We start from the raw sequence: 14917 nt of genomic DNA, 5'->3' as shown, positions 1-14917 counted from the left end.
CAGTTGCAAACGGAGGCTGTCTCCTCTTATTCTATTTTTACGGAGACACTCTCCGTTTTATTTGTCCTTGTGGCTCCGGTCAATAGCTTCCGCGAGTCATATCTCTGGAAACGCGCGGTCAGCGGGAGGAAAGAATGGCAACTGTATTTGGTGCAACCTCGACTACGGAAGATGTGTTGTCCGGTGTCCATCTGCAAGGCAAGAGGATTCTTGTTACCGGCGTATCGGCCGGGATCGGAGTGGAAACGGCACGCGCCCTGGTCGCGCATGGCGCACATGTGGTGGGCGCGGCTCGGGATCTGAGTAAGGCCGAAAAGGCTACTGCCCAGGTACGTGCGGATGCGGCGGCTCACGGCGGAAGCTTCGAGCTGATCGCGCTCGATCTGGCCAGCCTCAAGAGCGCGCGTGCCAGTGCCGATGAGCTCTTGGCGAAAGGTCAACCCTTCGACGTGGTGATCGCGAATGCGGGAGTGATGGCCACTCCGCTCGGCAAGACGGCCGACGGCTTCGAAACACAGTTCGGTACGAATCACCTGGGCCACTTTGTCTTTGTCAACCGGATCGCCTCGCTGCTACGCGCGGGCGGACGGTTGATCAATCTCTCGTCCTCTGGGCATCGCTTCGGCAATGTCAATCTTGATGATCCGAATTTCGAACGGACGCCCTACGAGCCTTTTGTTGCTTATGGCCGCTCGAAGACGGCAAACATTCTCTTTGCTGTGGCATTCGACCAGCGGCATCGGTCGCGTGGCGTGCGTGCGGCGGCGGTACATCCCGGCGGCATCCACACTGAGCTGGCGCGACACCTGGAGCCCGGCGTGCTGGAAAGCCTGATTGCACAGATCAAAGCGCAGGTTGAGGCGGAAGGCCAGACCTTCGAGTTCAAATCGATTCCACAGGGAGCCGCAACCTCCGTGTGGGCCGGTGTCGTGGCTACGGCCGAGGAGATCGGCGGGCAGTACTGCGAGAACTGCCACGTAGGCAAGATCGTAGCCGACGATGTGGCCATCAGCCCAATCAGCGAAGGGGTGCGCGCATATGCGCTCGATCCTAAAAACGCTGAGGCGCTGTGGAAGAAGAGCGAGGAGATGGTCGGCGAGTCTTTCGCATAGCCTCGCTCAAATCCCATCCCTAACATCGCCAACTGAAGGCATGGCCTGCGCATCTCGATTCCATCGAGTCGAGATGCGCAGTGATTTTTCTGCCCTCTTCGAACGCTGCCTTAGAAGGTAAGTTTGAGCGCGAGCTGCACCAGCCGCGGATTGTTCACGGTTGAGTTTACGGCGCCGAAGCCGACCGCGTTAATGTCGTTGATCGGCGAGCCGAACTGCGCGTGGTTGAAGAGGTTGAAGAACTCGGCGCGGAAGTTCAGTCCCATTTCCCTGGGCAGGGCGAACTGCTTGATGACGGAGAAATCGGTATTGACGAAGTCGGGTCCGCTCACCGGGACGCGAACCGCATCTCCCAACTGACCAGCGGGCGGCGCGACAAAACAGGATGCGTTGATCCACTGCAGCTTGCCGTGGTCCGCGTTGGTGGCGCCGCAACCGGCGACCTGGTTGGGCCGGTTCCAGTTATTGTCATTGCCGCCGCTATTGAAGGTCACGCCAGACTGGTTATTGCTGTCGATCAACGGCACAGGGAATCCGGAGGAGATTCTCTCAATGAGAGTCAGCTGAAAACCGCCCAGCAGAGTGTTGGTCACATTATTCCAATTGCTGCCAAAGTCTTTTCCCCGGCCAAAGGGCAGATCGTAGATCACGCTGCCGGTGAAGCTGTTCGCAAGATTGATCTGCGACAGGGACCAGTCGAGGTGACGCCAGTTGGGAAGCGGAAAGAATGGAGCGCTCAGCTCCGATCCCAGGCCGTCGGATAATCCGTTGTCGAAGGTGTGAGACCAGGTATAGGCGAAGAGCGCATAGAGCCCGTGCTTCGGCGTTTTGGTCTCTGCTTTCACCTGCAGGGAGTCATAACTGGTGTCGCCCACGTCGCCAAAGAGCAGAATGGCATTGCCGTTCGGCGGGCTGTAGGGATAAACGTAGGGCGCACCACCGGCGGCGCAGCCGAGCGTGTAGCCGGAAACTGCGCCGCACGCGCTCGGACCATTGACGTTGAGGTCATTGCCGGCCACCAGGATGTGGTTGCCGCGCGATCCGGCATAGCCGGTGGTGAGCACGACGTTCCCGGGCAGTTGCTGTTCGATATTCAAGTTATATTGGCGGACTCTCGCCAGTTTATAGTTGGTCGGCTGGATGTAGTAGGTGCCGGTAAAGGTTGCGACGGTAGGCGGCGCTGGAATGGCCGCGAATCCGTTGGAGAGGCTGACGTTCTCGGGCGTCTGTCCCAGGGTAGTGGCGCAGTATGAAGTGGAGAAAGCGCAGCCGGTGGAGAAGGTGGCGGGGAAGGCGTCCGACTCGCCAAGGAAGGGCGGATTCTGCCAGAGGCCTTGTGCGCCTTGGCTCCAGGCCGAGTCGTGATACATGGCAAAGCCCGCCCGCAACACGGTCTTATCGCTGCCGAAGAACCTCCAGGTCGCGCCGATGCGGGGCTCGAGGGCCGTCCAATCCATCTTGACGCCCGCCGAGGAGCTCACCCCATTTTGACCGGCGACGAGAAGCTGTCCGGTTTGTGGGATGTAGTTTGCCATGCGTCCTTCGGCTTCGGTGATGGGAGTGGTCATATCCCAGGCCAGACCGAGATTGAGGGTAAGCGAACTGGTGACTCTCCAGTCGTCTTCGCCGAAGGGACGGTAGATCTTCCAGCGGCGGCCGGTGACCGGCCCATTGAACGTCTGGTCGTGAATGGCCACGCCGGGCATGCCGAGGAGAAAATCCGCCTCCGTATTGCCTGGAACGTTGGCGCTGCTGAGTCCGGTGAAGTTGCCGAAGGCGCCGATGATCCAGAAACCATCTTGAAATGCCTCGGTGCCGACGTTCATCTGATTCGCCCGGAAGTCAAGCCCGGCATGAATGTCATGTTTGCCGCGGATGATATCGACAGCGTCACGGAACGAGAAAATATTCGTTCCACCTTGAAACGGAGAGTACCCGCGGTCTCCAAGCGACCAGTAGCCCACGCCACCACCCTGAAACTCCGTAGAGACCAGGCCGCAGCTATAGAAGTTCAGGCATTTTGAGGAGCCATCGGGACATCCGAGATTGGCATTGGGAATACCGCCGGGAACGATGGTGGCTGAGGCGCATGTCCCGGTGCCCTGCGAACTGATGTAGTCGAAGATGCGGTTATAGCCGAAGCTAGCCTGGTTGAGCAGCGTGGAGGAGAAGATGTGGGTTTCACCAATGGCCACGTTGCGCGCGTGATTGATGATGCGCTGATTACTGCCGAAGGCGTTGGCCTCGGCGAATCCAGGTGAGCCGCCAGGCACGTAGGAGAAAGCCTGATCGTAGCTGAAACGGCCGAAGGTACTGTCCTTGGTGGAAAGTGTGTAGTCCAGGCGCGTATCGAACTTCGTTTCATCCAGCTCGCGCACTGGCTCATTGACGTAGTTATAGCCGGAGCTGGCGTTGTTGGCGTTGGGCGCCGGATACAGGTTGATCATGGCCTGTCCGATGTTGTTGATCAGCCCGGTTGGAATCTTGTTACATGGAGTGCCTTGGGCCTGGCTTCCATCGGCGTTGGACGGCATAGGATTCCCCGCCCCATTGCACTGAAAATAAACATTGGGATAGGTGGCCGGATTGGTGGATGCGCCAATCATGTTCGGGTTCACGATGGTCAAACCGGAAACGGCGTTTCCAAAAGGGTCAGCGGAAAAATCGCCGGTGCGCATGGGCAGCGAAGGCACCAGTCCTGTGAAGGGAATGGCATGGCGCTGATTTTTCTGCTCGCCATCGACGAAGAAGAAGAGCTTGTTCTTGCGAATGGGGCCGCCCACGGCGCCGCCGAACTGGTTCAGGTTGAACTTCTCTACGGAGGTGGCGAAGTAGCTCTTGGCATCGAGATCGGTGTTGCGCACAAACTCGTAGAGAGTGCCGTGAAAATCGTTGGATCCAGACTTCGTGGTCACCAGCACGGTCGGTCCAGCACGCGTGCCGTATTCGGCGGAGTAGGTGTAGGTGAGCACCTTGAACTCCTGGATATCGTCGATCGAAGAGAAGATGGAGATACCGCCGGCGGTCAGCTCGTTGTTGTCCACGCCATCCAGCAGCCAGTCTGTGCTGTTAGGACGGGAGCCTCCGACCGAGAGCGAGAAGGAACCGCGTGCAGCCACCTCGCTGCTGGCAGCTCCGGTGAAAAAGCTGTTGGGGTTCGTCTCCGCGGTCGCTCCGGCAGTGAGCGTAGCGAGCTGAACGAAATCTCGGCCATTCAAGGGCAGCTGTGATACCTCCTGCGAGGTGATGACCTGGCCAAGAGACGGATTCGCGGTCTCGACGGCTACGGCCTCACCGGAAACCGCTACGGTAGTGACCAGAGTGGCGGGAACGAGCGAAAAATCGACTTCGCGGGTTTCGTCGATCTGAAGACGCAAATCCTTGGATTCGGCGCTTTGAAAGCCCGTCGCGTCGACGCGTACAGTGTAGTTTCCAACCGGTAACAGAGGGATCAGATAGTGGCCGGCGCTGTCCGTCTTCACGTCGCGAGCCAGGCCTGTTTCTTGAGATGTCGCGGTGATGGTTGCGTCAGGAACACCCGACTTGGATTTGTCCAGAATATTCCCGGAGAAACTGCCGGCGCCTTGCCCATACATGCTGGGCGAGAGGATAGTTGCCAGCGCGCAACAAACTACAAGAAGCCATACACTGCGCGACATTTGATTGAACCGGTGTGCCGTTGACTTGCGACACTTCGCGCCCATCATCCTGCGTTTCATAGGGAAGACCCTTTCGACGACATCGGCTAAGGCTGTGTTGGATCGAATTCACGAGATTGTTAACTGTAAGAATTCGTGGGCCAAAGGTCAACGCAAATCTTGGCAGAACGTCGCCATGGGCAAAGCGTTCTTCAGTCTCCTGGACAATCAAGTTCTAACCGCGGAAGCAAAAGCTAGAGCGAAGTTGCATACAACCGCGCCGCTGTTTAACGTGCAGATATGGACAGGCGAAGTTTCCTCAAGCAGAGTTTGGCTTCCGCTGTAGTAACGATGGGTGCAAGGGCCGGAGCAGCTTCCGCACAGAGCGAAAAAAACGAGGCATCAAGCCCGACGTTTGTCACTCGCAACGCTCGCTGGCAATCGACATACGACAAGGCGCTTGAGATCCTGCGCAACAACGTTCAGATGTTGCCGCGTTTCGACAAGCCAGTGCTCATCGAAGGTTCGGAATACGCAGGCATCTGGCAGGAGTGCGGTCCGCTCGAGGCCTTGGTCTACCGCAAGTTTCGCAGCGACGTCGCCCGGAACAGCCACATGGTCTTCTTCGCGCTGCAGCGGCCGGATGGTCAGCTTGCCGCAAACAATACGCGCTCCGGCACCAGCTTCGGACAGATCCAGATGGTGGTGCCGATCGCCGCGACCGCGTGGGAGCTGGCGCAGTCCACGCATGACCAGGAGCTGCTGGAGACGGCGTACGCCTCCTGCTCACGCTGGGACGACTGGCTGGTGCGCTACCGCAACACGCGCGGAACCGGACTGATCGAGGGCTTCTGCACCTATGACACTGGCATGGACAACAGCCCGCGCTGGTCGGGCATTCCGCCGCAGTGCCCCGACAGAGATGCGAAGAAGTTTACGCCTCTGCCCACACTTCCCCGCGTCAGTCCCGACCTGTCGGCAACCGTATATGGAGCGCGCCTCGCTCTCGCAGAGATGGCCAAGGCCTTGGGCAAACAGTCCGACGCCGATCAATGGACGGAAAAGGCAGCGCATCTGCGCGGGCTGATTCTTTCCAAGCTGTACGTCCCCGAAGATGCGGCATTCTATGATCTCGATGCGCAGAATAACTTCGTGAAGGTGCGCACCTGCGTGCTCATGCGCGTCTGCAGCGAGCATGTCGTGGACCAGAAGCTGTTCGACGACCTTTGGACGCGGCAGATTCACAACCCGAAGGCGTTCTGGACGCCGTATCCGCTGCCTTCCGTGGCCTTCGACGACCCCGCATTCGTTCGACCCATTCCTCACAACTCGTGGGGAGGAGCTTCGCAGGCGCTCACCGCATTGCGAGCAGGACGCTGGTTCGATCACTACGGTCGCTCCGCGGAGCTCAGCATCCTGATGGATAAATGGTGCGACGCCATCCAGCGCGATATGAGCTTCAGGCAGCAGCTCGATCCCACAACCGGTGCTTTTACCGAGGGAGACCTGCCGAACTACTCGCCGGCTGCGCTGGTAATGATGGACTATACCTGGAGACTCGCGGGCATTCATGAAGAACCGCAGCAGCTGCACTGGAACGTCAGGCCGGGACACCCCGCATCCGAGAGTGCAAAGTTCAGCATGCGCACGGATACGGGATCCGATGCAGAGATGCGCTACGACGCAAAGGGTGCGACTTGCTACATCGGGGGCACGACGGTTGGGCGCGTCGAGGGCGGCGCGGCTCGTCTGCTGACAGATAAGCAGGGAAAGATTACTGGTCTAACCGGCATCCGCGAAGCAACGCAGCATATCGCATTGCACACACCGGATCGCGGCAAGCGAAACTTTACACTGCACGCCAACGAGCACGTAGCAATTTAGGCTCATACAACAGGGGGCTGAGTTCTTCTCAGCTCCCCTTGTTGTATGAGCTTGCTTACCACTGTTCGCGATCGATCTTCTCCGCGCTTCTGTCCTTCAGGAAGGCGCTCCCGAAGCTGCGGAAATCACGTACATCGCGCAAAGAGAAAGCGGCGCTGCCTTTTGGAATGCGCAGGCGGAAGAGATCTAATCCATCCACGTCGTCGGCCCAGATCGCGGGGCGCGCATCAGTGGCTTCCGCCGCAATCTCAACGTTGCTGAACTCGAGGTTCTTCGCGTGGCGAAGAAAGAAGCCCGTTGCCGGCAGCGTTCCGAACATGCTGGCTTCGGGATAACCTGCCGCCATCTCAGGCGGCTGAAGACCGGCCCATTCGCTGCTGCCGCCGCCAATCTGTTGCAGGAAAACGTCGCTGATCTTGATGTCTTCGATCTTGTTGCCCTCGATACCGGCGATGATCGAGGGATACTCCGCCACCGCACCCGAGCTCGATATGTTGGAGATGAGCACACGGCGAATGGCTCCCGGCGCAACGCCTGCAGGTCCGCGCATACGGGCCTGAAGCCGCAGGAACAGCGGTGAATGCACGAGGTTGTGCATGCTCAGGTTGGTGATCGTGATGTCTTCGATCAGCGCGCCGTCGGCGCTCTCGAGCGCCAGTCCTCGACAGGTGTCGAAGACACAATTGGTAATGGTGATGCGCTTAAAGCCGCCATTCGACTCGGTGCCGCACTTGATGCGGCCCACCGCCTTGCGGGAATCCGAGTACGTATGCCGCTTGTAGGTTCCGTCGAGCATGGTGCCGAACTCATAGCCGCCGGTCACATAACAGTTGGAGATGGTGACATTCTCGGTCGGGCGCGCGTAACCGAGTGCAAAGGAACTCTTCGGGCAGATCGCATCATCCCACGGCGAGTTGACCGCGCAATTCGACACGCGCACATTGCGGCAGCAATCGATGTCGATACCGTCGCGATTCGTATCGATCTTGAGGCCATCGATGATGACATTGTCCACTCCGGTAAGAAGAATGCCGAAGTGACCGCCCATCAAGATGGAAAAATCGTGGAAGCTTACATTGTGGCAGTTCTTCAGCGCGATGGCCTTATTGCCGACGCCCGGGCTTTCAGCGTGAGGAAACTCGCCTTCGCCACGGCTCAATCCCCTGCCCCAGATCAGCCCCGGACCAACGATGGAGATGTCTTCAAGCCCGTCTCCCCAGATGAGACTGTTCGGCCAATGATTGTGACCGAAGTCCTGATACGCCTCCCACGGCTGCGGAGGGCCGGCAGGATCATAGCCGCCGCTCGTAGTTCCCTCGTTCGGTACGCTCGCGGCAAGAATCGTCGCGCCCGCATCCAGGTAGAGCGAGATGTGGCTCTTCAGGCGAATGGTGTAGCAGGCATAAGTTCCGGCAGGAAAGAACACGGTGCCACCGCCGGCAGCGGCTGCGGCTTCGATGGCCTTATTCACTGCGGGCGTATCGATGGTCTTGCCATCGCCCAGCGCTCCGAAGGTTCTTACGTTGAACATCCCTGCGGAATCATGCGCGGAACCGTTTGGTGCGCGGCGCGGCTCTGCGTGCAGATCCGCGGTGAGACCGGCGGCGAGCATTCCATACGAGCTATTGCGAAGAAAATCTCTGCGAAACATATCTTCCCCCTTTTGCTTCGGTTCTTAATACTAGCCGAGTCAGACGCGGCGGTCGTCGAAGGTGTCGCGGATCGCGAAGAATGCATCCTTCGGCTTGAAGTCGCTATCGAAGGGCAGCGAACGTTGCGGCCGGTTGGGCTGCTTTTTGTGGTGCGTAGGACCATCGTTCAACCACGTGAAGCGATCCGATATATTCCAAGTCAGCAGCTCCTTAACTGCGGGATTCGCGAGCGCGACCTGCAGATAGTCGCGATAAATTTTGGCAATCTCTTTATCTCGCCGCTCCACATTGTCGTAGGGCAGATCATCCTCGTTCACATCGAGTTCGGTGAGATAGATCTGTAGTCCCATCTGCCGGATGCTTTCGAGGTAATCCGCAAGCCCTTTTCCGAAGGTATATGGCTGCCCAGCTTTGACGTGGCTTTGAATGCCCACGGCATCGAGCGGAACATTGCGCTGCTTCATGCCGCGAAGCAGCTCCAGAACCAGTTTTCTACGCTCCGCGTCTTCCTCGTCGTCGAACTCCACGCCATAATCGTTGTACGTCAGCAGCGCATGAGGATCGGCGGCGCGGGCGGTGCGAAAGGCCAGATCGATGTAGTCCGGCCCCATCTGATCGAACCAGAATGATTTTCGCAACCCGCCAGGTTGCCCATCCTTAGGAAGGATGGCCTCATTCACCACATCCCACGACTGCAGATGCCCTGCATAATGCCTGCACACCGTGGTGATGTGATCGACAAAGAGCTGTCGCGTGTCGGGACGATTCTGCGCGGTGGTGATCCAATCGGGGACGGAGTTGTGCCAGCACAGCGTGTGCCCGCGCATCTTGATGTGATTGCGCTTCGCGAAGGCGAGCAGATCGTCCGCCAGCGTGAAATCGAAGCGATCCCGCGATGGCCGCAGCGCTACCCACTTCAGCTCGGAGGCGGGAACGACAATCCCGCACTGCTCGCGGATCAAGCGGGCGAAAGCCGGAAGAGTCAGCAGGTCTTTCACGCGGACCGCCGATCCGTACATCAATCCGTGCGCATGAGCATGAGCTTTCAGCGAGTGCTTTCCCTTAAGGGCTTCCGTTTCCGGCGGCAGAACATCGGGAGAGGCTTGTCCGAAGATCGCCGGGACTGCACCTCCCGCTGCGCCAAAGGCCACGGCGGATTTGAGCCCGCCGGCCAGGAGGTCGCGACGTGTCAGCATTCTGGGTTACGTCCTAAGGGATGATGTTGCGGAGAAAAATCGCGCCGTGCGGGCGGACGCCCACGCGGCGCGGTGGCAACGAAGCAGCTTTTTAGAACAGCAGCTTCAGGGAGAGCTGAGCGATACGCGGATCGTTGGTAACGTCAGAATTCTGCGGAGCGGTTCCGGTGATTCTGCCGAAGGAAGAGCTGCTGCCCGAAGTGAAGGTAGTGTTCGGATCACCGAAGTTGGTGTGATTCAGAACGTTGAAATACTCCGCGCGGAACTGCAGGTTGAAACGCTCATAGACCGGGAAGGTGCGGATCAAGCCCACATCCCAATCGCTGTATTGCGGACCGACGAACTCACCCTTCTGCGTATCGCCGAAGGTTCCCGGCGCGTTGATGGTGAACGCCGCAGGATTGAGGAAGCTCTTGCAAGGGGCGCTGTTACTGCATGCATTGCCGCCGTGTGCGGCATTGGCCGAGTTGCCGACAAACACAGCGCGATCACGATTCTGGTAGCTTCCCGAGTTATTGTTCGATCCGGAGAGCACGGTGAGCGGATCGCCGCTGCGGAAGTAGTAGATGCCCTGGGTCTGCCAGTTGTTCACTACATAGCGCAGTGCTGCCGCGCCGGACTGCATCTTGGGAAGATCCCACACATAAGACATGGAAATCACGTTGCGATGATCGAACTCGGTCGGTCCGTAATCCAGCCTCTTGTAGTTCGGGATGTAAGTCGGCAACACGTACGATTGTCCGGTTACCGCAGCCGTGGCGCTGGCGTTGTAAGGCAGATCGCTGAGCGCTTTCGACCATGTGTAATTCGCGAGCAGCGAGAGTCCATGGCTCAGGCGCTTGGTGAGCGACGCCTGCAGCGACTGGTACGATACGTTGCCTCCGGTATTGACGAACGCCATCTGCTGCGTCAAGCCGCTGGCCACACCCGACGGCGTGAACTGATACACGCGCTGTCCCTCTTTCGGGCCAGAGATATACACCGAGTTGACGTCGGTCTCTTCCCACTCATGGCTGCCGTGGCTGCCCACGTACGCAAGACGCATGGAAAGATCGCTCGAGAGCTGTTGTTCCACCGCCAGGTTCCAGTTGTAGTTCACTGGGACATGGAAGCCGTTGGTCGGATCGAACGATACATAGGGCTGCGGCGGGATGGCTGCAGTCGAAGGCGGCGGCTGGGGGGCAGGAAATGGATTGGTAATGCCGGCATAGGGATTGGAGAAGTTGCCCGGCGCGTTATTCGGATAATTGATACCAACCGCTGTTACGAATGGTGAGCTGTTCGAGAAGATGTTGTTGAACACGCCGCTCAGCCGCGTTTCGTAGAACATGCCGAAACCGCCGCGAATGGCTGTCCGGCCGTCGCCGGAAAGATCGTAGGCGAAACCGAGGCGCGGCATCAGGTGCGAGAATTCCGTGTCTACACCTTCCGGGTTGAAGCCCGCGTCACCCGCAAACTGCAAACCGATCGGCGCATTCGGAAAGACGCTGGAGCGCTGCCCGGCCGCGAAGGCCGTAGGGCTGAAACCGCCCATGCGATTCTGAATCTCGTGCCAGGGGAAGAACGGCTCATAGCGAACGCCATAATCCAAGGTGAGCCGCCGCGTCGCCTTCCAGCTATCCTGCGCATAGAAGCCGTAGAAGTGGCCGCGATTGTTGAAGAACTGTCCGGACGCCTGGTTGAAGGTAGTGAGATCGCCGAGCAGGAAGCTGGCGTTGGCGTTGCCGGTGCCGTTCGCAGTAAAGAAAAACTGTCCCGGCTGCTCGTAATCGTTCTCGACATCGATCTTTGCGATTTCCATGTGGAAGCCGAAGCCGATGTTGTGCGCGCCGCGCACGTAATGAACATCGTCATTGACCGAATAGTTCGCGCGGCCGAAGTCGGCCTGCGGATTATCGCCGAGGGTGAAGCCGGCAGGAGCACCGCCATTCACCTGAATTTCGTTGATCTGCTTGATCGCTGGCTGCCAGATGTTAACTCCGAGATCGGCTGCGTCCACGCTGCTGGCGACCGGGCCGCGGGTCGAGGTCTCGAGCTGGTAGTTGGCGGTCAGCTCGTTCAACAGATGATCGTTGAAGGTGTGCCGCTCGGCGACCAGCGCATTGTTGTACTGAATCTGCGCCTGATCCGAATACGTCAGAAGGTTGGTCGTGTCCAGCACGCCCTGCAGCTGGAATTCGTCGTAGTAGTAGCGGGCGGTCACATGGTCTTTGTCGCCGAAGTCCTGGTCGTAACGGCCCACGCCCTCGTTGAAGTTTTCATCGGTCGGCTTGCGATAGGTGAAGCTGCCGTTCGCGGTGGCTGCGGGCAGGAACTTGAGCAGCGCCAGCGACGACGCGTTGTAGTAGGCGGGATTGATGGTTGTCGTGAAATTGCCATTGCCGTCCGGAGTGCAGGGGAAGGCCGGGCCGCCGGGAGCCGGATTAACGACGCAAGTCGACTGAGTAAAGGTTCCGGCCAGCTGCGAGGCCGAAGGTAGAGTGGACGCGGTCGTCGCGCTGGCAACATCGCGATACTTCGTGCCCTGGTAGCCAACGAAGAAGAACGCCTTGTGTGCGGTGAAGAGGTGCGGGATGCTCACCGGACCGCCGAAGGTGCCTCCGAACTGGTTGCGCTTGAGCGGATCGACAATTTTCACGCCGTTGACGTAGCTGAAGTAGTTGGCCGCATTGAAGACCCCATTCCGCAGATACTCGAACAGATCGCCGTGATACTGATCGGTGCCGCTGCGGCTGACGATATTGACCACGCCGCCCGCGTTCTGGCCATACTGAGCGTTGTAATTGCTGGTCTGGACGCTGAACTCCTGCAGCGCGTCGGGGAACGGAAAGGGCGCATTCACGTTGGTGTACTCATCCACGTTGTTCGCGCCGTCGAGAAGATAATCTGTCTGATTGGCAAGCGTGCCATTCGCCGAGATGGTCACGACGACAGGAAAAGTCTTGGTGTTTCCCTGGTCGGCCTGCGCTTCAGGCGCTGCGACCACGCCTGCGACCAGCTCCGTCAGAGACGCCGCGTTGCGGCCATTCAGAGGCAGATCATTGACGCTCTTCTGAGTGACAACCTGTGAGAGAGTGCCGGTCGTCGTGTCCACTTGCGGGGGCGCTGCGGAGACATTCACGGTCTGTGTCGCACTGCCGACCTGCAGGGCGATATTCACGGTCGCCGCCTGATCCGCCTGCAGCACGACTCCCTTCTGTTGATAGCCGGAAAATCCTGCTGCCGACACCGTGATGTCGTACTCCGCAGGAGGCAGCGCCGGAAACACATAGCTGCCATCGTTATTCGTGACCGCGGTCGTCGCTTCGCTGGTGCCGACCCGCGTCGCAACCACGCGAGCATTGGGCACGACGGCACCCGTCGTATCGGCTACGACACCGGTGATGCGGCCGAGCCCCTGAGCAAAGGCGTTCGATCCGGCCAGCGCCATCAAAAGCGCGGGAACGAGCCAAAGAAGAGAGAATTTTCGTAGCGGAACTGACATTATTTTTTACAACCTCTCGCAGCTGATGTGTTTCTGGCGGCCTCGCCGTAATATTCAATCTGGAAACTAATTCGCAGTTGAAACAGAAGCAATCCTAGACACCGGCTTTCAGGGTTGTCAACTCCCGGTCTGACCTCTTGCGGGCTTCGGGCAGATTCCACAGTTTCTTGACGGGCACTCGGCGCTCTTCGACCTGTGTTGAGAGGATTGTGGTGTAGAGTCAGCCGGCCAAACGCAGAAAAATCCGCTCAACGGCGCGCGCGTGCGCCGAACGGAAAAGGCCGCGTACCTTCCCGGAAGGAGTGAGGGAATGCGCGGCCGAGCCGAATTTAACTACTGATGAGCGCTCTGATCGCGCGACAGGTAATGAACCCAATCGAAGTCCGCGTAGCCTCCGTCGGGATCTCCAGTCGAATAGGTGAAGAGAGAGGGCCGCGAGCCTTTCCACCAGCTGAAAGTGATGGGTATCGTCTCACCGAAAGCTTGAAACGATTTGCCCTCGTCGATGCTGTAGGAGTAGCTCACCGTGTCTCGGTCTACCCTTAAGCGCAGTTCGATGGTCTGACCTGTCACTGCCGGTCCTTCCACGACATTGCTCTTGGTGAAGAGCGTCAGCGTCCTCTTTCCGTCAGCCTCAACCACCTGCAGACCGCTCGCAGACTTCTCCAGGATCGCAATGCCGGCATGCATGCCATCGCGCATTCCCTGCAGATCGAGCCGAGCTGTGAACTCCAGCGACTTGTCCTGCATCTGCTGCGTCAGGGTGTTTCGAGCGCTCAGCAGATCACCGGCCTTCATCGGCATAAGCCGTAGAAACCCAGGCCGCGCGGTCAGCGACCAGTGGGCATTGTCGGGATTATGGTTCCACTCCCACTGCGGGCTAAGCTGACTGGCGCTGAACTCGTCGGAAGTCTGCGGATGCTGATGTGACGGCGCTCCGGCGTAATGAGGAAATGGCCACGAAGCCACCGGCTGACCTGCTTCTGCTCCGGGTGCGGCTTCGCCGATCACCGGCCAGTCGTTCTCCCAGCGCATCGGCTCCAGATAGACGATGCGTCCATGCGCGCCACTGGAGTGGAAGTGGATGAACCACGCCTGCCCATCTGGAGTTTCAACATATCCTCCCTGGTGCGGCCCATTGACGTCCGTCGTTCCCTGCGCCAGGACGACGCGGTGCTCATAGGGGCCATCGATGGAGCGCGAGCGCAGCACCACCTGAGATCCCGTGCCGACGCCTCCGAAGGGCGCGAAGATGTAGTAATAGCCGTTGCGCTTGTAAAACTTCGGGCCTTCGAGCGTGGGCAGCGACTCCGGATCGCGCACGATGACCTTGCCCTGATCGAGAACGGATTTGCCGTCGGGCGCCATGCGGTGCAGGATCAGCGGACCCGCTCCGTAGACGGAATGCACTAGGTACGCCTTGCCATCCTCATCCCAGAACGGGCATGGATCTTCGAGACCCGGCCCGGAAATGACCGCGACCGGCGTCGACCACGGACCGGTGATCTTCGCGGCAGTGGTGACGAAGATCCCTTCGTCCGGGGTGGGAAAGTAAATATAGAACAGGCCGTCATGCTGCCGTATCGATGGCGCCCAGACGCCGCGCCCGTAGCGATTTCCTCCGGCCATGTCATAGGCGGGCCCGAAAGGAATGCGCGGCAGTGCGTGTCCGACGATGGTCCAGTGAATCAGGTCGGGCGACTGCAGAATCGGCAGCCCCGGCACAAAGTGGAAGCTGGAAGCGATCAGATAATAGTTGGAGCCGGCACGGATTACATCGGGATCGGAGTAATCCGAATAAAGAAGGGGGTTGCGATAAACACCTTCCGTTTTCGGCTGCTCCGCATTTGCCGGCGCCGTTAATAAGAGGAAAACGAACGCAATCGCGCCAACACGCCAGGAGAACTTTCCAGAGTCACGGCTCATGTTTTTCATTATGCCGCTGAACGCC

7 protein-coding genes are annotated in these 14917 nt (G+C 58.9%); 2 read left to right on the top strand and 5 right to left on the bottom strand.

Annotated elements, in window-relative coordinates:
• Nucleotides 1–134 precede the first annotated feature (134 nt).
• On the top strand, nt 135–1112 hold the full coding sequence (locus XX99_RS07640) for an SDR family NAD(P)-dependent oxidoreductase (protein WP_050058784.1): 978 nt from the start codon (nt 135–137) through the stop codon (nt 1110–1112).
• A 110-nt stretch (nt 1113–1222) separates the two neighbouring features.
• Here the strand turns inward: XX99_RS07640 and XX99_RS07635 are convergent, their stop codons facing one another.
• Complete coding sequence (locus tag XX99_RS07635; protein WP_184084669.1) at nt 1223–4771, bottom strand: TonB-dependent receptor; 3549 nt, start codon at nt 4769–4771, stop codon at nt 1223–1225.
• Between the two features lie 309 nt (nt 4772–5080).
• Here XX99_RS07635 and XX99_RS07630 point away from each other — a divergent pair, with 309 nt between their 5' ends.
• On the top strand, nt 5081–6634 hold the full coding sequence (locus XX99_RS07630; RefSeq protein ID WP_231581189.1) for an MGH1-like glycoside hydrolase domain-containing protein: 1554 nt from the start codon (nt 5081–5083) through the stop codon (nt 6632–6634).
• Nucleotides 6635–6689: 55 nt separating this feature from the next.
• Here XX99_RS07630 and XX99_RS07625 read toward each other — a convergent pair whose 3' ends face one another.
• The 4 genes from XX99_RS07625 to XX99_RS07610 all read right to left on the bottom strand — a co-directional run bounded on the left by XX99_RS07625 (nt 6690) and on the right by XX99_RS07610 (nt 14892).
• Nucleotides 6690–8285, bottom strand: coding sequence for a rhamnogalacturonidase (locus tag XX99_RS07625; RefSeq protein WP_050058781.1), 1596 nt, complete (start codon nt 8283–8285; stop codon nt 6690–6692).
• A gap of 39 nt (nt 8286–8324) precedes the next feature.
• A complete protein-coding gene (locus XX99_RS07620) occupies nt 8325–9482 on the bottom strand; it encodes an endo-1,4-beta-xylanase (RefSeq protein WP_050058780.1) in 1158 nt (385 codons plus the stop codon).
• A 91-nt stretch (nt 9483–9573) separates the two neighbouring features.
• Complete coding sequence (locus XX99_RS07615; RefSeq protein ID WP_082125351.1) at nt 9574–12966, bottom strand: TonB-dependent receptor; 3393 nt, start codon at nt 12964–12966, stop codon at nt 9574–9576.
• A 333-nt stretch (nt 12967–13299) separates the two neighbouring features.
• Nucleotides 13300–14892 (bottom strand): glycoside hydrolase family 43 protein, encoded by a 1593-nt coding sequence (locus XX99_RS07610; RefSeq protein ID WP_082125350.1) that lies wholly within the window; start codon nt 14890–14892, stop codon nt 13300–13302.
• Between the last annotated feature and the right edge of the window lie 25 nt (nt 14893–14917).

Origin of the sequence: Silvibacterium bohemicum (assembly GCF_001006305.1) — a bacterium.
In the GTDB taxonomy this organism is placed as follows: Bacteria; Acidobacteriota; Terriglobia; order Terriglobales; family Acidobacteriaceae; genus Silvibacterium; species Silvibacterium bohemicum.
Note: the sequence above shows the minus strand (reverse complement) of the source record. Positions and strands in the feature narration are given on the sequence as shown.

What these genes read in the sequence shown, in the direction of transcription:
- XX99_RS07640 (WP_050058784.1), top strand. Translation starts at nt 135, where the DNA reads ATGGCAACTGTATTTGGTGCAACCTCGACTACGGAAGATGTGTTGTCC.
- XX99_RS07635 (WP_184084669.1), bottom strand. Translation starts at nt 4,771, where the DNA reads ATGTCGCGCAGTGTATGGCTTCTTGTAGTTTGTTGCGCGCTGGCAACT.
- XX99_RS07625 (WP_050058781.1), bottom strand. Translation starts at nt 8,285, where the DNA reads ATGTTTCGCAGAGATTTTCTTCGCAATAGCTCGTATGGAATGCTCGCC.
- XX99_RS07620 (WP_050058780.1), bottom strand. Translation starts at nt 9,482, where the DNA reads ATGCTGACACGTCGCGACCTCCTGGCCGGCGGGCTCAAATCCGCCGTG.
- XX99_RS07615 (WP_082125351.1), bottom strand. Translation starts at nt 12,966, where the DNA reads ATGTCAGTTCCGCTACGAAAATTCTCTCTTCTTTGGCTCGTTCCCGCG.
- XX99_RS07610 (WP_082125350.1), bottom strand. Translation starts at nt 14,892, where the DNA reads ATGAGCCGTGACTCTGGAAAGTTCTCCTGGCGTGTTGGCGCGATTGCG.